Genomic DNA, 22,045 nt, shown 5'->3' with positions numbered 1-22,045 from the left:
CGATCAATCTTCCTTGTCTTTCACAAGTTCACCGGTATCGGCCTTCAAGTGCAGCTCACGGGCGACACCTTCGACGGTGAGCAACTCGACTTCATAAATGTAGACGTCGTGTTTTTCTTCCAGCTCGACTTCCAGCAGTTTGGCGCCGGGATAGCGATCCATCGCCTGCTGCAGCACTTGCTCCAGCGGCAGGATCACGCCCTGCTTGCGCAGATTCAGGGCTTCGTCCGGACCGAGGTCGCGGGCCATGGCCGTCGAGCAACACATCACCAGCGCCAACGCCGTGCGGCAGGTGGCGCGAACATTAACCTTCATTACGTATCCTGATGATCCTTGAGAACCTGCCCAGTCACCGCGTCTAATTCCAGATCCCACTCCAGCCCCTGCGGATCGCGCATTTCGATCTGGTAGATGTACTTGCCGTACTGCTCTTCCAGCTCAGTGTCGGTGATCGTCGAACCCGGGTGTTTGGCCAGCGCAGTGGCGTTGAGCTTCTCGAAGGAGACGATAGTACCAGCGTCGCGCAGGCGCAGGGCTTCGTCAGGGCCGAGATCGCGGGCGTGAACAGTGTTGGCAGTGAGGCCGATGATCGCGGCAATGGACAGGGCAGTCAGGGTTTTCATGGTGTCTCCGTATTTTTATGTGTTGCTTAACGGTGGGCACCTTAACGGGATGAACTTAACTGAAACTGAATTGCCATCATTGCTCCAGCTCAATACATATCCCCTTGTAGGAGTGAGCCTGCTCGCGATAGCGGTGTATCAGACAGATCATTATTCAATGACACACCGCTATCGCGAGCAGGCTCACTCCTACAAGGTTTTGTAACATGTGCTTATAATTGTTCGCTTGCTAACGATCGAGACCGGTATGACCGCCATCCACATCAAATTCCCCGCCCTCACCCTCAAGGCCGGCCCGCGTGCCATGGCGCGTATTCGTGCGCAAGGCCTGAACGCCGCCGACGTCGGTACCCTGCCCGGTGCCGCCGGTGGGCCGAAGGCGTTGGGGATTCAGGGGCTGGATCTGGCGTTGTTTGGCGAATGGCTGCCGAGCGCACCGCGTGAGCGTTCGCTGATCGGCGCCTCGGTCGGTTCCTGGCGCTTCGCCAGCGCCTGTCTGCCGGACGCCGCCGAAGGCATCCGCCGCCTCGGTCATCTGTACGCCGAGCAGAACTTCAACAAAGGCGTGACCATGGCCGAGATCAGTCAGAGCTCGCAGCGCATGCTCAACGACCTGCTCGACGGCCGCGACGCGAGCATCCTCGACAACGCGCATTACCGCTTGAACATCATGGTGGTGAAAAGTCAGGGACGTCTGGCCGATGACCATCGCGGTCGCCTCGGTCTGGCATTGGGCTCGGTGATCGCCGACAACTTGCGCGGCCGCGCGCGGCTGTCGCGACACTTCGAACGGCTGATCATCCACGACCCGCGCCTCGCCCCGCCGGTGAATGCGCTGAACGATTTCCCGTCGCGCTTCGTCGCGCTGAATGCCGGTAATCTGCGCCAAGCGCTGCTGGCTTCGGGTTCGATCCCGATGGTCATGGAAGGCGTGCGCGATCTGCCCGGCGCCGGTGCCGGCACTTTCCGCGACGGCGGCCTGCTCGACTATCACCTCGACCTGCCCTACAGCGGTGACGGCATCGTCCTCTATCCGCACTTCACTGATCGGGTGATTCCCGGCTGGTTCGACAAGACCCTGCCGTGGCGCAAGGCCTCGGTGGAGCGCCTGCAGGACGTGCTGTTGCTCGCCCCCTCGAAGGAATATCTGGCGCGCCTGCCCTACGGCAAACTGCCCGACCGCAACGACTTCAAACGCTTTATGGGCGATGCGCCGAGCCGGCAGAAATACTGGCACGCGGCAATGGACGAAAGCCGCCGCCTCGGTGACGAATTCCTTGAACTGACTGCCAATGGTCGCCTCGCCGAGCGCTTGCTGACCCTTTAGTCAGCACGGCCAAACACAAGCTGGTAAACTCGCCGCCTGCCCGAATCGCTGCGGCGAACGCCATCTGAACAGAGCTGAAAATACTGTGGAAATCTTCAAGGAATTTACTTTCGAATCCGCCCACCGCTTGCCGCACGTCCCGGACGGCCACAAGTGCGGACGTCTGCACGGTCACTCGTTCAAAGTGGCGCTTCACCTCAGCGGCGACCTCGATCCGCACACTGGCTGGATTCGCGATTTCTCCGAGATAAAAGCAATCTTCAAGCCGCTGTACGAGCGTCTCGATCACAACTACCTGAACGACATTCCCGGTCTGGAAAACCCGACCAGTGAAGTGCTGGCCAAATTCATCTGGAATGAAATGAAGCCGTTGCTGCCGGAACTGAGCGCGATCCGTATTCACGAGACCTGCACCAGCGGTTGCATTTATCGCGGTGAGTAACCTGACGTAGATCCCCCTCGTAGGAGCTGCCGAAGGCTCGGGCCTTCGGCAGCTCCTACAGGGGGATTGGTGTTTTGTCTGGGAAATAGAGAACAGCCTTCGCGGCTGTTTTTTTACGCCTATGCTTTTTGGCTCCCACCCGCCAAGAGGACAGGCCCATGACGAACTGGCTGCTGGATCAGGTCTTTGACTTCAACGGCCGACAGGTGCGCTACGCCGTACACGGCGACGGCCCGCCGCTGGTGTTCGTGCATGGCACGCCGTTTTCGTCGTACGTGTGGCATCGGATTGCACCGCACTTTTTCACGACTCATCGCGTGTATTACTTCGATCTGCTCGGCTACGGGCGCTCCGAACAACCCGACGCCGACGTCTCCCTCGGTGTGCAAAATCAACTCTTGGCGCAGTTGCTCGACCACTGGAATCTGCAACGCCCGGATGTCGTGGCTCACGACTTCGGCGGCGCCACGGTGCTGCGCGCACATCTGCTCGACGGCAAGGATTACCGCAGCCTGACCCTTATTGATCCGGTCGCACTGACGCCATGGGGTTCGCCGTTCGTGCAACATGTCCGCCAGCATGAAGCAGCGTTCAGTGGCCTGCCCGATTACATCCAGCGCGCCATCGTACCGACCTATATTCGCGGGGCGATCCACCGAGAGATTGCCGATCACGAACTGGCACCCTACGTTCAACCGTGGTTCGGTGATCCGGGGCAGGCGGCGTTCTATCGGCAGATCGCGCAGATGGACGAACGCTACACGCTGGAAGCGCAACCGCTGTACCCGACGATCCGCTGCCCGGTGCAGATTCTCTGGGGTGAAGACGATCAGTGGATTCCCATCGAGCGTGGCCGCGCATTGCACCAAATGATCCCCGGCGCGCAATTCCACGCCATCGTCAACGCCGGCCACCTCGTGCAGGAAGACGCCCCCGAAGCCATCGTTGCCGCCCTGCTGCGCTTCCTCTGAGCCAACACCTATCCACCTGTAAGAGCTGCCGAAGGCTGCGATCTTTTGATTTTGCTTTTTAAAACAAGATCAAAAGATCGCAGCCTTCGGCAGCTCCTACATTGGGGCTCCGGTGTATTCAGGTGCACTGTTTTCGTGCCGAACGACGCGGCTCGTCTATACATAACCCGCGCCACCCGGCATTTGGCACGACCACTGCAACCCTCCCCCGCGTCTCCTCTCTTCCAGCAAGGACCGCCCCATGACGCAGAACGATCCCGGCAACGATTACCCCCTCAGCGAAGTGCCGATGCATGCACGTAAAGGCCTCGCCTCCACGGCGATGGTGTTACTGGGCTTCACGTTTTTCACCGCGACCATGTTCGCCGGCGGCAAGCTCGGTGTGGCGTTCAGTTTCGGCGAGATGATGGCGGTGATCGTCGTCGGCAACCTGCTGCTCGGCCTGTATGCAGCGGGCCTGGGTTATATCGCCTTCAAAAGCGGCCTCAACTCAGTGCTGATGGGCCGTTTCTGCTTCGGCGAAGTCGGCAGCAAGCTCAGCGACCTGATTCTCGGTTTCACCCAGATCGGCTGGTACGCCTGGGGCACGGCGACGGCTGCCGTCGTGATCGGTAAATATTTCGATCTCGACGAAGGCACGGTGCTCGGCTTGATGGTGCTGTTCGGCCTGATGTTCTGCGCCACCGCTTACGTCGGTTATCGCGGGCTGGAAATCCTTTCGTACATCGCCGTGCCAGCGATGATGTTGTTGCTCATGCTGTCGATGTGGGTGGCGACGGTGAAAGTTGGCGGTTTCGAGAGTTTGCTCAGCGTCGTACCAAGCGGTTCGCTGGACTGGTCGACGGCGATTACTCTGGTGTTCGGTACCTTCGTCAGCGGCGCAACGCAAGCGACCAACTGGACACGTTTCTCGCGTTCGGCGCGGGTCGCGGTGCTAGCCAGCCTGATCGGTTTTTTCATCGGCAACGGCCTGATGGTGCTGATCGGCGCGTACGGCGCGATCGTCTATCAGCAACCGGACGTGGTTGAAGTGCTGCTGTTGCAAGGTTTCGCCATGGCCGCGATGGCCATGCTGTTGCTGAACATCTGGAGCACCCAGGACAACACCATCTACAACTTCGCTGTCGCTGGTTGCAACCTGCTGCGCACCGGCCGACGCAAAACCGTGACCCTCGCCGGTGCAGTGATCGGCACCCTGCTCGCCCTGCTCGGTATGTACGACATGCTGGTGCCCTATCTGATTCTGCTCGGCACGGTGATCCCGCCGATTGGCGGGGTGATCATGGCGGACTTTTTCTACCGCTGGCGCGGGCACTATCCACGTCTGGCCGACGCACGGTTGCCTGCGTTCAACTGGCCGGGGCTCGGGGCTTACGCGGTCGGCACCGTCGCCGCGTTCAGTTCGCCGTGGGTCGCGCCGCTGGTAGGCATCGCTGCTGCCGCGCTAACGTATGTCATCGTTACCGGCGTGCTCGGCGCTCGCAGCGCGACCGCGCCACTACAAGACCTATAAAAAAGGATTCGCCTGATGCACATCATCAACGCCCGTTTGCGCAACCAGGAAGGTTTGCACGAATTGCATCTTGAAGACGGTCTGATCCGCAGCATCGCCCGCCAGACCGAAGCGCCCACTCTCGGCCCGGACGACCTCGACGCCGGCGGCAATCTGGTGGTGCCGCCCTTCGTCGAACCGCACATTCATCTCGACGCCACTCTCACCGCCGGCGAGCCGCGCTGGAACATGAGCGGCACGCTGTTCGAAGGCATCGAATGCTGGGGCGAGCGCAAGGTCACCATCACCGAAGAAGACACCAAGACCCGCGCGAAGAAAACCATTCAGACGCTGGCCGCCCACGGCATCCAGCACGTGCGCACCCACGTCGACGTCACCGACCCGCAACTCACCGCGCTCAAAGCCATGCTCGAAGTGCGCGAGGAAAGCCGCCACCTCATCGATCTGCAAATCGTCGCGTTTCCGCAGGAGGGCATCGAGTCGTTCCGCAACGGTCGCGAGTTGATGGAAGAGTCGATTCGCATGGGCGCGGACGTGGTCGGCGGCATTCCGCATTTCGAGTACACCCGTGATCAGGGCGTCAGTTCGGTGAAGTTCCTGATGGACCTGGCCGAGCGCACCGGTTGCCTGGTCGACGTGCATTGCGACGAAACCGACGACCCGCATTCGCGCTTCCTCGAAGTGCTCGCCGAAGAAGCACGCAGCCGCGACATGGGCGCCCTCGTCACCGCCAGCCACACCACGGCGATGGGCTCTTACGACAACGCCTACTGCGCGAAACTGTTCCGCCTGCTCGGGCATTCCGGGATCAGTTTTGTCTCCTGCCCGACCGAAAGCATTCACCTGCAAGGACGCTTCGACAACTTCCCGAAACGCCGTGGCGTCACTCGTGTTAATGAGTTGCTCGAAGCGGGGATGAACGTGTGTTTCGGCCAGGATTCCATCGTCGATCCGTGGTATCCGCTGGGTAACGGCAACATCCTGCGCGTACTTGAGGCAGGACTGCACATCTGCCACATGCTCGGTTACCGCAACCTGCAAAGTGCGCTGGATCTGGTCACCGACAACAGCGCCAAAGCCATGCACCTGGGTGAGCGTTATGGCCTGGAACAGGGCCGTCCGGCGAATCTGTTGATTCTGTCGGCGGACAGCGATTACGAGGTGATCCGCAGTCAGGGCTTGCCGTTGTATTCGATTCGCGGCGGCAAGGTGTTGATGAAGCGGCAGATGCCGGTGGTGGAGTTCGTCTGAGGTCCCGACATCGGCGTCCCTGGGGCGCCGACTGGCACTCTTCAATAAAGAACACTTGATCGATCGTGTGCCAGGTTATGGTTGGCGAGACTTTTATCGCCAAATAATCGAGCAAACCTGTCAGATCTGACAGGCGACACACGCTACGAACAGACTCACAGTGTCCTCTGGAATCAACAGATTCAGGAGGACAACCATGAAGCGCCTTTTCCTGTTCACCCAGGTTTTATGGCTTTGCATGACGCTAAATGTGACCTTCGCGACGAACGCCACGATGCGAAATGGCAGCGGCGAAGAAATCATGCTCCAGGGCTTTCACTGGAATTCCAGCCGTAATGCCGTAGCGTGGTACTCCGTTCTTGCACAACACGCGTCCACGATCAGCGGCGACGGGTTCACGCTGATCTGGTTGCCACCCGTCTGGACTGACACCTCCAGCTGGAGAGAACCGACTGGCAAATCCGGTGGTGGCGAGGGCTATTTTTGGAGCGGCTTCGACAAAAACAGCCGTTATGGCAGCGATCAACAACTCAAACAGGCCGCGGCGGCACTCAACACAGCCGGTGTTAAAGTCGTGTACGACGTGGTGCCCAATCACATGAATGACGATAGGGTCAACCAGTCCATGTTTCCCCGAGGGCGCAATGAATGGCGCCATGATTGCCTCCAGTGTGATGAGGGCGATGCATTCATGGATGGCGCGGCAGACCTGAATACCGCCGACCCCAAGGTTTTCGATGCGTTCAAGAACGAATTCATCAATCTGCGTGACAACTATGGTGCCCAGGGCCTGCGCTTCGATTTCGTTCGAGGTTACGCCCCGGAGACAATCGACCGCTGGATGAACGCTTTTGGCAGCCAGCAGTTCTGCGTCGGGGAAAACTGGAAAGGCCCCGACGAATATCCGCAAGGTGACTGGCGCCGTTCCGCCAGTTGGCAGGATGTACTCAAGGACTGGTCTGATCGTTCGCACTGCGCGGTGTTCGATTTTGCTCTCAAGGAACGCATGCAAAATGGCTCAATCGCCCAATGGCGTCACGGCCTGAATGGCAATCCGGACCCTGCCTGGCGTGCGATTGCGGTAACGTTCGTTGACAATCATGACACCGGCTATTCGCCCGGCGCCAATGGCGGCCAACATCATTGGGCGCTGCCCGATCCGCTGGTCAATCTGGCTTACGCCTATATCCTCAGCAGCCCCGGAACGCCGACGGTCTATTGGCCGCATATGTACGATTGGCAGCGCGACCAGCTGATCCGTCAACTCATCAAACTTCGCAAACATGCTGCTATCCGGGCCGACTCGCCTATCCGCTTCAACACCCAGTATTCGGGGCTGGTGGGGACCACTTCAGGATCGCGTGGCACGCTGGTGATAGCGCTCAAATCCGACCTGCAACGATTGCCCGAAGGCATGGGGGTACCGACGCTGACCTGGGACAACGGTGATATTCGCATCTGGAGCACACCCGTGCAGTCTGCAGCAGTCAACATTAGCCTTCATTGCGACAATGCTAACCCGCAATCCGGTGAAGGGGTTTACGCCGTTGGCTCATCACTGGAGCTGGGGGCGTGGGATCCGCTGCACGGGATTGCGCTGACTTCCGCCGGCAATCGCTGGAGCACGAACATCGAAGTACCAGGGCAGCAGGCGCTCGAATGGAAATGCGTTGTGCGCGGACAGAATGGTTCGCCGGTCTACTGGCAACCCGGCCCGAACAATTCGTTCACCAGCGGCGATGTCAGCGACACAGCCGGACGTTTTTGATTAAGACTTGTCGGCGCTCACCCGCACACGCTGGCAAGGTACTCGCCTCCGAATACTGATCGGGCATCGACACAGCTGGAGTCTTTGCGATTGAACTCCCCCTTTTAAGTGCAATTCGGGCATCCGTAAACTGTAAGAACTAGCGGTCAAACGCCAGTTGAAACATGCGGGGCGACTGGCGGTGCAGGCCAGTTCGGCGCAATCGGTGCTGGTTGAATGCTTTGAGGATGCACCGTCGCCACTGGCACTGCTACGGTTGACGGTACAGGGTGATCAGGTGATGTCGGTGACTTTGTTCAAGGCTCACTGACGGGCTAACTCTGAGGGCATCATCGCTGGCAAGCCAGGCTCCCACAGGGTTTTGTGTGAACACATTATTCGTGCCCACCTGAATCCAATGTGGGAGCGAGACTGCTCGCGAAGAGGTCGGCACATTCGGCATCATCGCGTCAGACAGACCGCTTTCGCGAGCAGGCTCACTCCTACAGGGTTATGTGTTTGAACATACTATTTGTGCCAGCGATGGCGGTTTTGAATTCAGTCCATCAACCGCGCCGTACCGAACAGTCTGACGCGCAGCAATTCTCCGTGCGCTTCTTCGAGCAAAATCGGCGCCGTGCCGCCGGGCATGACCACCTGCACTTGTCCCGCCACAACCCAACCCACTCGCCACGCCGCCGACGCCACAGCACTGGCGCTGGTGCCGGATGACGCCGTCGGCCCTTCGCCGCGTTCGAACACTCGGGCGAGGATTTTCTGTGGTGATTCCAGCACCGCCCATTGCAGATTGACGCCCGCCGAGCATGGATCTCCGGCTCCGACGGGTATGGCGTAGGCAATTGCGGTCAATCCCTCGTTCAAGGGTGATTCACGCATCTGCTCGTTGCTCGGTAACGCGGTTGCATCACCGAGCAGCGTCACGCAATGCGGATTGCCAATGCGCACGAATTGGCTGTGCGCCCAGTCGGGATCAAGTTGTGCCAAGGGCTGGACGTGGCTCACGTCCCGAGCATTGAACTCAATGCCTTGAACAGTCTGCGCAGCGACCGCATCCGGCCCGAAACCGGGTTGGCCGAGATCGAGCCAGAAACCTTGAACGCCTTCGACTTCAGCCGGTTTCACCGAGGTTTCCACCGCGTCCCCCTTGTCGTGATGCACGCGCAACAACGCGCCCTCCTCTGGCATCAAGCCTTGCTCGGTCAGCGCCTGCGAGAAAATCGTCAGGCCATTGCCACTGCGCTCGGCGAGAGTACCGTCGGTGTTGACGATCAATACGTCGAACGGCGGCGACTTCTGGAACGGGCCGATCAGCAGGCCGTCGCTGCGGTGGGGTTTGCTGGTCGCCGGGCGTTGGTCTTCGGGCCAGTCGCAGCAGAGTTTGATTGCCGCTGCGCTCCAGGACTGACGCGACGAGGCGCATTCGGTGGCGCTGGCGGGCAAGGCAATGCCCGCGTCGCGCAGTGCCTGCGGCGCAATCACCCCGTAAATATTGCCCCGTGCATCGTAGAACTGCGTCATCAGTGTTTGTCCCCTGTTGCCGAAGAAGGCCACTGTAAAACGCAATCCCTTGTGGGAGCGAGCCTGCTCGCGAATGCAGTGTGTCAGTCGATATATTTTTCAGCTGACACTGCGCCTTCGCGAGCAGGCTCGCTCCCACAGGGAGATGTGCATGACCGCATATTGGTGAGCCTCCGTTCCCACAGGGTAGGATGTTGCCTGTACTTCCCCGAATGGCCGGCGATCGAACCTCGTCACTGAATCACTGTCCTTCGGGGACGCGAAGTTTTTTGCCAAGGATCGATATGACCAGCCTCAACCCCCAAGACACCTTCGTCCCCGGACGCCTGCAACAGATGTCCACGCGCATCGCCTTTTTCATCGCCGGCCTCGGCATTGCCGCGTGGGCGCCGCTGGTGCCGTATGCCAAGACGCGGGCCGGACTCGACGAAGGCACACTCGGTTTGCTGTTGTTGTGCCTCGGCGTCGGTTCGATTCTGGCGATGCCGCTGGCGGGGATTCTGGCCACCCGCTTCGGCTGTCGGCGTGTCGCCACCGGCGGCACCTTGCTGATCTGCGCGGCGTTGCCGTTGCTGGCCACGGTGTCGTCGATACCAGCGTTGATCGCCACACTGTTCATGTTCGGCGCCGGCCTGGGCACGGTGGATTCCACCGTGAACCTGCAAGCGGTGATCGTCGAGCGCGCCAGCGGCAAGAACATGATGTCGGGTTTCCACGGCTTGTTCAGTCTGGGCGGGATTGTCGGCGCAGCGGGTGTCAGTGCCTTGCTCGGCCTTGGTTTGACGCCACTGGCCGCGATGCTGGTGGTGGTCGTGGTGTTGATCGCGGCTCTGTTCAAATGCGTGCCGCACATGTTGCCCTACGGCAGTGAAAGCTCGGGCCCGGCATTTGCTATCCCGCACGGTATCGTGCTGTTTATCGGCGGGATGTGCTTCATCGTATTCCTGACCGAAGGCGCGGCACTGGACTGGAGTGCAGTGTTTCTGGCGCAGGAACGCGGGATCGACACGGCGTACGCGGGGTTGGGTTATGCGGCGTTTGCATTGACCATGACGGCTGGACGCTTGATGGGTGACCGCATTGTGCGGATTGTCGGTGCCACGCAGATCATTTTGTTTGGTGGTCTGCTGGCGGCGGCCGGTTTGTTTCTGGCGACATTTGCACCGAGCTGGGAAGCGGCGCTGGTCGGTTATGCGCTGGTCGGCGCTGGCTGCTCGAATATCGTGCCGGTGCTGTACACGGCGGTGGGCAAGCAGACCGTCATGCCGGAAAGCATCGCGGTGCCGGCGATTACCACTTTGGGGTATGCAGGGATTCTGGCCGGTCCGGCGGTGATCGGTTTTGTCGCGCATGCCAGCAGTCTGAGTTTTGCTTTTGGCTTGATGGCGGTGCTGCTGGTGGCGGTGGCCATTGGCGGCAAAGTCCTTAAAGTCTAAAAGCTTCGCGAGCAGGCTCGCTCCCACAGGATCTCAGTGATCCATGTGGGAGCGAGCCTGCTCGCGAAGAAGTTGATGCGGTCTATCAGAAACCAACGCTAGCCTGCACAAAGAACGTACGCGGTGCGCCGACATACATCCCCGAGTTGTTGTCGCTGGAGCGGGTGAAGTACTGCTTGTCGAAGACGTTCTTCACCCCGGCGCCCAGTTTCAAATTCGACACCTGCGGCCCGAAGTCATAACCCCCACGCACGTTCCAGGTCACGTAACCCGGAATGTCGCCATACTGCCCGTCCGCTGTGCCTTCGGTGATGTAGTTGCCGTTGAAACTGCCGTCGGCATTCACACCGGTACCCGGCGAGCGCTGTTTGGACTGGGCGAAACCGTCGAGGTTGTAGGTCCAGCGGTTAATGTCGTAACGCAAACCGACGGTTGCCACCTGTCGCGAATAGAACGGCAGATCACGGCCCTTGAAGCCCGGAATCTCGCCTTCATAAGTCGCGCGGGTGTAAGTGAAACCGGCGTTGGCGGTCAAGCCATCGAGACGCGGATCCAGTGCCGCCATGTCGTAGTGCACCGAGGCTTCGATGCCCTGGTGCTTGGTCGCGCCAAGGTTGGTCCAGCCCACGTCATTGCTGATGTATTGCAGCTCGTCGTCGAAGTCGATGTAGAACAGCGTCACTTCCCCGCCCCACACGTCATCGTTGTAGCGCGTGCCGATCTCGTAGGTCTTGGCCTTTTCCGGCTCCAGACCGTTGGCGGTCTGATCACCCGAGCCGCCCTGGCCGAGCTGGAAATACTGCAGGCTGCCGAACGAGGTTTCGTAGTTGGCGAACAGTTTCCAGGCGTCCGACAGGTGATACATCACGCTCAGCGCCGGCAACGGTTCGTTGCTCTCGATGCTGCGGTTTTTCGCCTGCACCGGTTTGCCGGCCGTGTCGAGCACAGCGCGGTCATGCCAGTCGGTGCTGATGTGTTCGAAGCGAATGCCCGGGGTGATGGTCCAGTTGCCGACGTCGACTTTGTTGTCGATGTAGACCGAGTTGGCCTCGGTGCCGCCCGTGCGATCCTGAAACACATGGCCGTCGGAGGTCGGCGTGAGCACTGGCTGGTTGTTGACCAGCGCCACACGGCTCGACGACTCGTGCATCGCCTCTTTCAGGTAGCGATAACCGACGCTGACTTCCTGCGTGGTCGGGCCGACATCGAAAACCCGCGACACCCGTGGCTCGATGCCCAACGTGTAATACGAACGCGGGTAGGAGCTGAGGGTTTTCTGGTCGCGAGCGGCGATGGTGCTGCCACGGAAGCTGTCGGTGTAATACGTCAGAATTTCCGCTTGCGTGCGCTCGTCGATCTGGCGGATCCACTTGAACGACACGTCTTTGCGCCGCCCGGTGAACTGATCGTAGTCACGCACCGAGTCATACGGTTTGTCGTCGTACTGCTTTTGCGTCAGGCCGCCGGGCATGTCGGCTGTGGCGTCGTAGTAGTGGAAGTTGAGACTGAAATCGTCCTGATCGGTCGGCGCCCAGTGCGTCTTGAGCAGCACGTCGTCGATGTCGTTGCCGTTGTTGCGCTCGCGGTAACCGTTACCGTTGACGCCGGAATACAGCAACGCCACGCCAATGCCGTTGTCGGCGGTGCCGCCGAGGAACGCGGTGTCGATGTGCTTCCAGCCACCGTACCGGGTGGTTTCCAGCGTAGTGCCGATTTCACCGGTGGCTTTTTCCGGGATCGCGCGGGTGACGAAGTTGATCACCCCGCCAACGTTCTGCGGCCCATAACGCACCGAACCGGCGCCGCGCACCACGTCGATGCTGTCGAGGTTGCCCGAGGAAATCGGCGCCATCGACAGTTGCGGCTGACCGTACGGGGCGAACGCTGCCGGTACACCATCGATCAACACGGTGGAGCGCGGCGACAGACGCGAGGTCAGACCGCGTACGCCGACGTTGAGGGAAATATCGCTGCCGCCGGTGCCGTTGGAATCCTGCACCTGCACACCCGGCACACGCTTGAGCACGTCGCTGACGTTCATCGCGCCCTGCTCGACCATCGCTTCGCGGCGGATCACCGTACGTGCGCCCGGATGGTTCTGCACCACGGCGGCGTTGGCATCACCGAGCCAGTCGCCGACCACCTTGATGTCGGTCACGCCCAGTTCCAGCGGGCCGTTTCCGGCGGCGGAAGTTGCGGCCGGCGACAGCGTCACCGAGCCTTCGTTGATCTGATAATCCAGACCACTGCCTTGCAGCAATTGGCGCAAGGCCTGCTCCGGGGAGATATCACCGTCGACCGCCGGGGCCTGTTTGCCGGCGACCAGGTCCGGGCTGAAAAACACTTGCAGCGCAGTTTGCTGGCCCAGTTCACTCAGGGCCTGACCCAACGGCTGCGCACGGATATGAATGGCTTCACCGGCAAACGCCAGCGGCACGGCAGCATTGACCGCCAACGCGAGAGCCAGCGGCAACCAAGGGGATTTTTTGTTGTTGGCAGGGGTGTTTTTCACGTCGTACGTATTCCTGTGGATCGCAAGAGTGTGCGGCTGTTAATGCAAACCAGTTGCAGTTGAACAGGAAGACGATGAACTCGAAAAAAACCTGAATTTTATTTTGCGATTATTTCCTGACTGCCATCGGCGAGGCTGCGAACGGCCACCGGCAGGATGCTCGGCAAGGCTTTGAGCAAGGCGTCGGTGTTGTCGGATTTGAACACGCTGGTCAGGCGCAGACTGGCCACGGCAGGGTTGGCAACGGTCAGCGGTTTATCGCGATAGCGCGACACTTCGGCTGCTACTTCACTGAGGCTGGCATTATTGAAGACCAGTTTGCCGCTGCGCCACGCCGTCAGTTCCGTCGGGTTGACTGCATAGGCTGCGGCGACTTTGCCTTGCGCATCGACATGAGTGCCGAGGCCCGCGGTCAGGCTGATGAACTGATTATCCGCTGCATCACGCCCCTGCACTTTCACTGTGCCCTGCTCAACTGCCACACGGGTTTGCGTGACATCGCGGCGCACATCGAAACGCGTGCCGGTGACTGTGACTTTGCCGCTGCCCGCCTCGACCACGAACGGTCGCGCGGCATCGTGCGCGACGCTGAACATCGCCTCGCCTTCGCTCAACTCGATGAGCCGACGATCCTTTTCATAGCGCACCTGCAAACGGCTGCGGCTGTTCAGATCGATCACCGAACCGTCCGGCAGCGCCACATGTTTACGCTCGCCCAACGCTGTGGCGAATTCGGCACGGTAACCGCCCGGATGATTCAAACCGCTGAACAGTCCCAGCCCGAGCGCCACCGCCAGCACACTGGCGGCCACGGCATAACGCAACATCGGACGGCGCTCGCGGCGGGTTGGCGGTGTTTCAACGAGGGCTTTGAGACGTGGCGTCGGGAGCAGATCGGCCGCCGACCACAAGCCTTGCAGCAACTGAAATTCGTCACGATGCTGCGGATGTTGATTCAGCCAGGCATCGAAGCGCTGCTGTTCGTCGGCATCAATGGCCGGCTCCTGCAAACGCACAAACCAGCGAGCCGCGTCATCGCGCACCGTTGTTTGCCCGCACGCGCAATCACGCGTATCCATCATGGAATGTCCTGTTTGGCCGGGAATATAAAGACACACAGCCCTCTGTAGGAGCTGCCGAAGGCTGCGATCTTTTTGCCATGCCGCACGTTCACGATTGCAACCCGTCGAGGCGATCGCGCAGATGCCGCAGGGTGCGGATCATATACTTTTCGACCATGTTCTTGGACAGGCCCAGGCGCTCGGCGATTTCGGCCTGGGTCAGGCCTTCGATTTTCTGCCAGACAAAAATCTTCCGGCAATTGACCGGCAACTCGGCGAGCGCCCGTTCGATGGAGTCGGCCAGCTGGATCGCCTGCATGTAATGCTCCGGGTCGCCGATCGACGACTCACTGTGATCGATGGCCTGCGACTCCATGGCGCCGCGCCGGTCCTCACGCCGATAACCGTCGACCGCAATATTGCGCGCGGTCTGGTGCAAATACGCCCGTGGCTGCTGCACCGCCGCCGAATCCGACTCAAGCACCCGCACAAAGGTGTCGTGCGCCAGATCCTCGGCCTGCGCGCGATTGCGCAGGCGACGAGTCCAGGTGCCGATCAACTCTTCGTAATGCTCGAAAAAGCCGGGTCTGCGGGGACGCATGGGGGTATGGGTGGCGTGCTGAGGAAAGGGGCGTGAATAGTAATGGTTACCATTAAGCCGAAGCAATGGATTCCTCGACCGACTGTCCGGGTCACCTCTGCAGCTCAGCGTTTTATCGAAATCACACCGCTCATGTATTCATGCAGATCGCGCAGATCCTTAACGCTCCAGGCATGCGGCGGTATTTTTACCCCGTTCTCCTGCAACGTTTTCGGAATCAGGTTGCCGTTCGGCCGAAGGATGATCGACGACACAATCACGCCCGGATATTCATTCAGGCGTTTTTTGAACGCGGACGTTGTCAGGTCAGGTGTGGGCGGATTGCTTTTGTGCGCCAGTGGCCCGGTGCCCTTTATATCGGCGCCGTGGCATACAGCGCAGCGCTGCACATAGAGGTTTTTGCCGTTGCTGTTATCCGCGAAGGACACGGATGGTTGAGTGATCAACAAAGCACCGAGTACAGCGATGAATGTTGTTTTCATTGTTTGCCTCCCTGGCGTTTTTAAGGTCGCGCATGATGCGCGAGATTTAGCGCCTGGCGCAAAACAATGTGGGAGCGAGCCTGCTCGCGAAGGCGGTACATCAGTCACTTAATGCATTGACTGATCGGACGCTTTCGCGAGCAGGGTTGGGTGGTGAATGCAGGTTCAAGTGCATCCACCACTGGCCATTGGATCAGCCTTTTTCGTCCATCCCGGCTTGCAGGGTCTGGGTGTCCAGATGCCCGCTCAGGGTGACAGGGCCGACTTTCAGGTTGCCGTTTTCCAGGGAAACCTTCGGTGCGTTTTCCTCGGCTTTATGCGGCAGATCAAGGCCCGCGTTCACGCCGTAGTCCCGGTTGCTCAAATCAGTGCTGCTGACCTTCGAACCACCCAGATCGACCTTCCCTTGTGTCGCCGAAATCCGCGCACCGGTCAGTTGTGTCGCGCCGCCAACGGTAAGGTTTACACCTTGGCTGGCACTGATCCCGGACGCCTGCGCAACGCTGTCCTTGTGTGCGTACTCACCCTGCGCTTTCAGTGTCGGTTTGTAATCAGTGCCGGCGAGCTTATCTTTGTCGTTCGGTGGATTCTTCTTAGCGGTCAGGCCCAGATCGACATCGACCTTGGCGTGGTTGCTCGAGTCCTGACGGCTCTCCACGGTCAGATCACCTGCGACTTTGCCGCTGACATCTTTAGCGTCGATCCGCGCGCCCGCCAGTTGTGCATCACCAGCGCTGTTCAACACCACACTGTCAGCCTTGATCTGGCTGTTCTGCTGCGTGCTGCCTTGCAGGTAATCGACACCGACTTTCGCCCCAGCATTGAAACCGTGATCGCTGCTGGCCTTCTCATCAGCGGCGGTCGGGGTTTTGCTGCTCAGGTTGCCACCGGCATTCAGCGCGACATTCCAGTTATTGCGGTGGTCAGTGGACTGCGCCGACTCCTGCACGTAACCGCCCTTCTGCGCATCAATGCTGACGTTCGGTGCGCTGACTTGCGTGCCTTGCAGATGAATCGAATCACCGCTCACGACAATGCCGCTCTGACTGTTGAGCTGGCCACCGCTGAGGGTTTTCGAATCCTCATTGACCCGACCGATATTGAAATTGCCGCTCAGATTGCCGCCCTGATCACGGCTCTTCTCGCTACTGGTTTTGCTGCCGCCGCCCTTCAAGCCGCCGCCGAGGTTGCTGCCGGTGGCGGTGTGGGTGTCTGTGGCGGCTTGCAGATCGAGCTTGCCGTCGGCGTGCAAATCGATGGCGCCAGCGCTGTCGATCTTCGTGCCTTGCTGCACTTGGTTGCCGCCGCTGCTCAACCGCACCGGACCATTACCAGTGATGCTCGCGACGTGGGCCTGCGTGTCAGTGCTTTGTTTGCCGGTGTGATCGAGTTGGAAACCGGCGCCGAGATCGACGTTGGTGCCATCGGTGCCCGGCAAGGTGCCAACCGTCAACGAGCCATTGCCGCGCAGGCTGCTGTCATTGCTGGTCTGCCGGTCGTTGGCCTGATTCAGCGCCAGATCACCACCCGTCTTGATGCTCACACCGCCCTGCCCGCCATCGAAACGACTGCCTGCGAACTGCGCATCGCCGCCGACCTTGATGTTCACACCCTGGCTGCCGGCATAGGCGCCGACCACGGCGGTGGAACTGTCCTTGCTCGAAGCACTGCTGCCTCCCGCGCCGCTGCCGGCAACGTTCACGTCTTCGCCGGTCTTGGTGTAGACGCGCACGTCGACCTTGGCATCCACCGCGTTAGCACTGCTGTTGTGCGTGTTGCTCGCAGCGTCGGCAAGCAGTTTGTCAGCGCTGATGTTCACTTGGCCGGCGCTGGCGTTGTATTGCGTGCCTTGGTCGTGCAGCGTGCCGCTGGTTTTCACATCGACAGTGCCGCCATCAAAATGGCTGACAACAGTGTTGTTGTTTTGCTCGGTTTTGCTGGCGCTGCCATGACCTACTGCAACGTCGATCCCGACATTCGGCTGACCGAGCTTGGCCAGTGAGTCCTTGTCCGGCACCTTGCCGTTGAGCACGTCCTTGACCGCGCCGGCGATCGGCCGGGCGATGTCCTTGTACTCGACGTTGGCGCCGATGTCCGCCGACCAGTTGCTCTCGCTATGCGTGCTGCTGTCAGTGTTGCTGGCCGCGCGATTGTCGACTTCGCTGACGGCAATATTCAGGCCGGTGCCAGCCTTGAGTTGCGCGCCTTCAGTGGCGAGTTTGTCGGCATTGATCGTCAGGCTGCCGCTGCTCTGTACGTTGCTGGTTTGCGCGGTGGTTTTACTGGTCGAATCCTGCGCCGTGCTGTGGGCGAAATCGACGCCACTGCCGGCACGGTCGAGGCCGCCGGTGTAGTAGAAACCGCCGCCGGTGCTGGAGGTGTCGGTGGTGGTTTTGTGACTGTCAGCTTCGGCCAGCAACGACACGTTTTTACCGCTCAACGTCGTGTCGCCAGCAGTGGATTTCACCTCCGCGCCTTTGAGCGTGACATCACCGCCCGCCTTCACCTGCACACTGCCGCCGCTGAGGCTGGAGCCTTGTTGAGTGACGTCGTTGCTAGTGACGGTTTGCTGTTTGTCTTCGTAGTGAATCCCGGCGCGATACTGCTCCGGCGTTTGCTCTTTGGCGTAGGCATCGAAGCCACGGGTTTGCGTAGTGTCAGTGCTGTCGTGAGTATTCTGCGCCGAATGCACATTGACGTCGCCTGCCGCGTCGGCCGTCAGCGCACCGCCAGCCTTGACCGTCGAGCCCGCCACTTCGATATCCTTGGCGCTCTTGAGCTTGAGGTTGCTGTCGGACACCAGCTCACTGCGCACGGTGCTGCTGTCTTTGCTGTTCTGCCGCGACTCGTCCTTGCTGATGCCAAAGAACTTGCTGTCCTTGTCGTGGTTGTTGCTGTGCGAGGTGTCCTGCACACCGTCGATCACCAGCGAACCCTTGTCGCTGATCACGCTGGCGTCGGTACCGCCACGTACCTGACTGCCGCTGATGCGCACGTCGTCAGCCTTGACGATCAGTTTGCCGCTGGCGTTGACCTTGCTGCCCTGATGCTGGGTCTTGCCCTTGTCGGCATCGCCGGTCTTGCCGAAGAAACCACCGCCAACCAAATCACCGGAGTAACGGTTGTCGCTGCTGCGATTGGTCCGTGTGGCGGTGGTGATTTCCACCTGTTTGCCGGCCAGTTGCACGTCGCCGGCGCTGCTCAACTCTGCGCCTTCGGAGCGCAACAGCGCGGCGGTTTGCAGCGCAATGTTACCGGCCTTCAATTGGCTGGTGACGCTGCGCTGCTCTTCGCTGCTGCTGTTCCAATCGGCTTTCCACAGGTGTTTGCGGTGGTTGCCCTGATCGGTTTGCGTATGGCTTTCAGTGGCGGCGGTCAAGCGCAGATCACCGCCGCTTTGCACATCGAGAGTCTTCGCCGCTTCGACCTTGGCGGCTTTCAGCTCGGTGTCTTTACCGGACGACAACTTGGCATCGCGGCTAGCGATGATCTGGCTGCCGTGCTGGCGCGATTCACTGTCGGTCTGGGTGCGGTCGTAGGTTTCCCAAGTGATGCCGATGGTGCTGTTGTTCCAGTTTTCGCGCTTTTCCTGAAGCTTGCGGCTTTCGACCGTGGATAGGGTCAGGTTGCGTTTCGCGTCAACGGCGACGTCGCGAGCACTGACATCAGTCGCGGCCAACGTAAGGTCCTTGCCGCTGTGCAAAGCGACATCGCCCTGACTGCTGCGAATACCGGCGCGGGTCACGTCGAGGCTGTTGGCCACGGCTTCACCGCTGACACTGAGGTCACCGGCAGAACGAATCTGCACGCCGTCACGCCCGGCCACTTGCACCGCGCCCACCCGCACGCCTGCGCCTTCGGCGGTGCTGACAATATTGATGCGTCCGGCCTGCATCGCGCCGAACAGGCTGGCATCAATGCGTTGATCGCCGGTGTTGCCGGCGGGGTCGACGGTTTTCACCTGACCACTGGTGTAATCGACCTGATTGCGCCCGACCGTAAGGTTCAATTGATCGCGCGCATTGATCGCGCCCTGGCTGTCGATGCGCGGCGCAATCAGGTTGATCGAGCCCTCGCCGTTGCGCAGCCCACCGCTTTGAATCTGCAACTGACCACTGGCGTCGCGGGTATTCAGGCTTTGCAGTTTGCCGTCATTCAATTCCGGGCGACCGACCAGCAGATTGGCGTTCGGCGTGTTGATGAAACTGCCGCCATTGACCGAGATGCCGTTAGGGTTGGCCAGCACATAATCGGCGGACCGGCCGAAAATTTCCTGCGCGCCATTGATCGCGGAAGGATTGCGGCTGATCACTTCATTGAGGATCACGCTCGCCGCCTGGCCTTGCAGTTGCGGGTTGGCCGCCAGTTGCCCGGCCAGTTGCGATTGCCCGGCCTGCAAGGCGTTGTTCAGCACCAGGCCCTGACGGTCGACGTTGTAGTCGAGGAACTGGTTGTGCGACAGGCCCGAACCGTTGGGCGCGACGATGTTGACGATGGGCACACCGGCCTGGGTCTGCAATTGCGCGGTGCCGCCGGGTCCCGGTGCGACCACTACACCACCGGCGAGCGCGCTCGGCAGGTGCACGGCGAAGAACAGGCTGGCAATCGCCCAGCGCAATTTGCCCCGAGGCGAAAGATGAAATGCAAAGGTGTGTGCTGGCATAAAAACGTCTCCATGTGAGTACGGCATCACGTTGCGCGTTTAGTCTTGGCCGTGGCTGACGCGCTCAGATCCGACGGCTGTTTGTTCACTGCGTTGCTCAGATTTGCAGGCCCACGCGCATCAGCCAGGTCTCTGGCTCGTGCTGCAGACCGTTCGGGGTGTTGAGGGCGCGCTGGTAATCGACGTCGACTTGCAGATTCTTCCAGCCCAGATTCAGGCCGACACTGGCGCCACTCAGGCGTTGGCCCTGCGCGCCGTGATCGGCCTTGATCCAGCCGTGGTCGAGGCCCACTCGCGGGGTGATCTGCAGCGGCCACTCACTGCGCAGCGGCAGGCGCAAGGTGTTGCGCCAGATCGCGCCGCTGGCGCCGGAGGCACTGCTGACGCGATAGCCACGCACCGCCGAATCGTCGGTGCCGAGCAATTGTTCGATGGCCGGCAACGGGTCCGGGCTGTACTGCAAATTGAGTTGGCTCTGCCACTGCCAGGCCTGCGCACCGAGTTGACCGTTGCGCCATTGGCTGAGGCCGGCGCGGTACTTGCGGAACTGCGCCTTGGGCAGATTGTTGATCTGCTGCTGAGAATCGTCGTCGGCGCCAAACCAGCGCAGGCCCTGGGCGTAATTGACGTCGAGGTTCCACACCGCGCGGTCGAGCCAGAACAGATTGAGCCCGGCCTCGGCCACCGTCAGGGTCGGGCTCTGAATACCGAGGCGAACGTCTTGCAGATAGCTGTCGACATCCTTGTGCGCCAGTTGCAGGTTGGCACTGAGCTGACGGCTCTGGTCGCGCCATAGCACACGGTCGGCGCGCAGGCTGACCTGGTCGGTGATGCCGGTGCTGTGCAAGGTCACGCTCGGCAGTTTGAATGGCGCGCGATATTCGGCGTGGCTGGCGAACACGCTGTAGGTCCAGTAGCCGTAGGGAATCGCGTAATACAGGCTGGCGTTGCGGCTGTAGCGGTCGCCCTGATTGAGGGTGTCGCTGGCACTGATGCTCAACAAATCGTTGAGTTGCAGCGGGCTGTCGAGACTCAGGCTGACGGTGTCGCGGTCGCGTCCGGTGCTGGCGCTGCCGAGGTTGTCGATCCCGGCGTTCAAGGCCCAGCGTGACGGCGCAGCGCTGCGCGAGCGCAGGATGATTCGCGAGGCGCCGGGCTGGCTGCCGGGGGCGATGTCGGCGGTGAGATCGATCGAGCGCAAGCGATTGAGTTGATCGAGGCCCTGCTCCAGATCACGCAGGTTCAACGGCTCGCCGAGCATTCCCGGGAAAGCGCCACCCAACGAAACCGGCAGACTTTGATCGGCCAGTTCAATCGACTCGATGTAGCCTTCGTCAACGCGGATATCCAGCGACTGCCCCGCTGCCGGTGCGCTGAGCAGATACGGGCGGCTGGCGATGTAGCCCTTGTCGACGTAGCTCGAAGTGATAGTCGCGAGCAGATGATTGATCTGGCCGACACCCATGCACGGCGCCAGCAGCGGTTTGATCCGTGCGTTGAGTTTGTCGCTGTCGATCAGCGTGACACCGCCGATGCGCGTGCCGCTCAGCGGCCAGCAACGTTCATCGGGGGCGACCGTTTGCGGGAGCGCCGGGGTGACCGGCGCCGGACCGAATGCGCCGCGCTCCAATTGCCGCTTTCTTTGCTCAAGCTGCAGTTGTTGCAGATCGCGCTGTTGCTGTTGTTGCTGGCGCAGCACTTCCTGACCCGGTGCAACAGGTTCGGCCGCTTCAGTCGAGGAGGCACAGACACTCAACACAAAGGCCGACAGCAGCGGGCAAAGCGCGGAACTACGACGAAAAACAGCGTGAAACGGATATGGCACGCGACATCCTTGCGATCATAAAATGGCGTAATGCCATGTCATCAATGATCGT

At 60.5% G+C, this 22,045-nt stretch carries 17 protein-coding genes; 8 read left to right on the top strand and 9 right to left on the bottom strand.

Features of this window, described 5'->3' with window-relative positions; all coding sequences use genetic code 11:
• Window positions 1–3: 3 nt before the first annotated feature.
• Window positions 4–315, bottom strand: coding sequence for a PepSY domain-containing protein (locus tag ACI514_RS05580; RefSeq protein WP_160058751.1), 312 nt, complete (start codon window positions 313–315; stop codon window positions 4–6).
• A complete protein-coding gene (locus ACI514_RS05575; RefSeq protein ID WP_160058752.1) occupies window positions 315–623 on the bottom strand; it encodes a PepSY domain-containing protein in 309 nt (102 codons plus the stop codon). Before ACI514_RS05575 ends, ACI514_RS05580 begins: the two co-directional genes overlap by 1 nt.
• A 247-nt stretch (window positions 624–870) precedes the next feature.
• Here ACI514_RS05575 and ACI514_RS05570 point away from each other — a divergent pair, with 247 nt between their 5' ends.
• From ACI514_RS05570 to ACI514_RS05540, 7 genes are all read left to right on the top strand, one after another.
• Window positions 871–1,950 carry a patatin-like phospholipase family protein gene (locus ACI514_RS05570; protein WP_007915589.1) on the top strand — a complete coding sequence of 360 codons (1,080 nt, stop codon included), beginning with the start codon at window positions 871–873 and terminating at the stop codon, window positions 1,948–1,950.
• An 85-nt stretch (window positions 1,951–2,035) separates the two neighbouring features.
• Entirely contained in the window at window positions 2,036–2,392 is a 357-nt protein-coding gene (gene queD, locus ACI514_RS05565) for a 6-carboxytetrahydropterin synthase QueD (protein WP_007915588.1), read from the top strand.
• 158 nt (window positions 2,393–2,550) lie between these two features.
• Window positions 2,551–3,363: an alpha/beta fold hydrolase gene (locus ACI514_RS05560; RefSeq protein WP_405123248.1), complete on the top strand. Its 813-nt coding sequence runs from the start codon at window positions 2,551–2,553 to the stop codon at window positions 3,361–3,363.
• Between the two features lie 241 nt (window positions 3,364–3,604).
• The gene (gene codB / locus ACI514_RS05555) at window positions 3,605–4,876 is read left to right on the top strand and encodes a cytosine permease (protein WP_405123247.1); all 1,272 of its coding nucleotides are present in this window, start codon (window positions 3,605–3,607) and stop codon (window positions 4,874–4,876) included.
• A gap of 15 nt (window positions 4,877–4,891) precedes the next feature.
• The gene (codA, locus tag ACI514_RS05550; protein ID WP_400771170.1) at window positions 4,892–6,127 is read left to right on the top strand and encodes a cytosine deaminase; all 1,236 of its coding nucleotides are present in this window, start codon (window positions 4,892–4,894) and stop codon (window positions 6,125–6,127) included.
• 196 nt (window positions 6,128–6,323) lie between these two features.
• A complete protein-coding gene (locus ACI514_RS05545; RefSeq protein ID WP_405123246.1) occupies window positions 6,324–7,895 on the top strand; it encodes a glucan 1,4-alpha-maltotetraohydrolase domain-containing protein in 1,572 nt (523 codons plus the stop codon).
• Window positions 7,896–8,052: 157 nt separating this feature from the next.
• A complete protein-coding gene (locus ACI514_RS05540) occupies window positions 8,053–8,205 on the top strand; it encodes a hypothetical protein (RefSeq protein ID WP_405123245.1) in 153 nt (50 codons plus the stop codon).
• A gap of 227 nt (window positions 8,206–8,432) precedes the next feature.
• Here the strand turns inward: ACI514_RS05540 and ACI514_RS05535 are convergent, their stop codons facing one another.
• Window positions 8,433–9,413: a diaminopimelate epimerase gene (locus ACI514_RS05535; RefSeq protein ID WP_405123244.1), complete on the bottom strand. Its 981-nt coding sequence runs from the start codon at window positions 9,411–9,413 to the stop codon at window positions 8,433–8,435.
• Window positions 9,414–9,697: 284 nt separating this feature from the next.
• Between ACI514_RS05535 and ACI514_RS05530 the strand changes: the two genes are divergently transcribed.
• Complete coding sequence (locus ACI514_RS05530) at window positions 9,698–10,849, top strand: MFS transporter (RefSeq protein WP_405123243.1); 1,152 nt, start codon at window positions 9,698–9,700, stop codon at window positions 10,847–10,849.
• 85 nt (window positions 10,850–10,934) lie between these two features.
• Here the strand turns inward: ACI514_RS05530 and ACI514_RS05525 are convergent, their stop codons facing one another.
• The 6 genes from ACI514_RS05525 to ACI514_RS05500 form a co-directional block, all read right to left on the bottom strand.
• Window positions 10,935–13,361, bottom strand: a complete 2,427-nt coding sequence (locus ACI514_RS05525; RefSeq protein WP_405123242.1) for a TonB-dependent siderophore receptor — start codon at window positions 13,359–13,361, stop codon at window positions 10,935–10,937.
• Window positions 13,362–13,459: 98 nt separating this feature from the next.
• The gene (locus ACI514_RS05520) at window positions 13,460–14,443 is read right to left on the bottom strand and encodes a FecR family protein (RefSeq protein ID WP_160058762.1); all 984 of its coding nucleotides are present in this window, start codon (window positions 14,441–14,443) and stop codon (window positions 13,460–13,462) included.
• A gap of 88 nt (window positions 14,444–14,531) precedes the next feature.
• Window positions 14,532–15,023, bottom strand: a complete 492-nt coding sequence (locus ACI514_RS05515) for a sigma-70 family RNA polymerase sigma factor (protein WP_160058763.1) — start codon at window positions 15,021–15,023, stop codon at window positions 14,532–14,534.
• A gap of 104 nt (window positions 15,024–15,127) precedes the next feature.
• Window positions 15,128–15,505: a c-type cytochrome gene (locus ACI514_RS05510; RefSeq protein WP_160058764.1), complete on the bottom strand. Its 378-nt coding sequence runs from the start codon at window positions 15,503–15,505 to the stop codon at window positions 15,128–15,130.
• 193 nt (window positions 15,506–15,698) lie between these two features.
• Window positions 15,699–20,168 carry a hemagglutinin repeat-containing protein gene (locus tag ACI514_RS05505; RefSeq protein ID WP_405123241.1) on the bottom strand — a complete coding sequence of 1,490 codons (4,470 nt, stop codon included), beginning with the start codon at window positions 20,166–20,168 and terminating at the stop codon, window positions 15,699–15,701.
• Window positions 20,169–20,265: 97 nt separating this feature from the next.
• Window positions 20,266–21,993, bottom strand: coding sequence for a ShlB/FhaC/HecB family hemolysin secretion/activation protein (locus tag ACI514_RS05500; protein WP_405123240.1), 1,728 nt, complete (start codon window positions 21,991–21,993; stop codon window positions 20,266–20,268).
• Window positions 21,994–22,045: the final 52 nt, after the last annotated feature.

Source organism: Pseudomonas sp. M20, assembly GCF_045037865.1.
GTDB lineage: Bacteria > Pseudomonadota > Gammaproteobacteria > Pseudomonadales > Pseudomonadaceae > Aquipseudomonas.
This window is presented reverse-complemented; position numbering and strand designations above follow the sequence as displayed.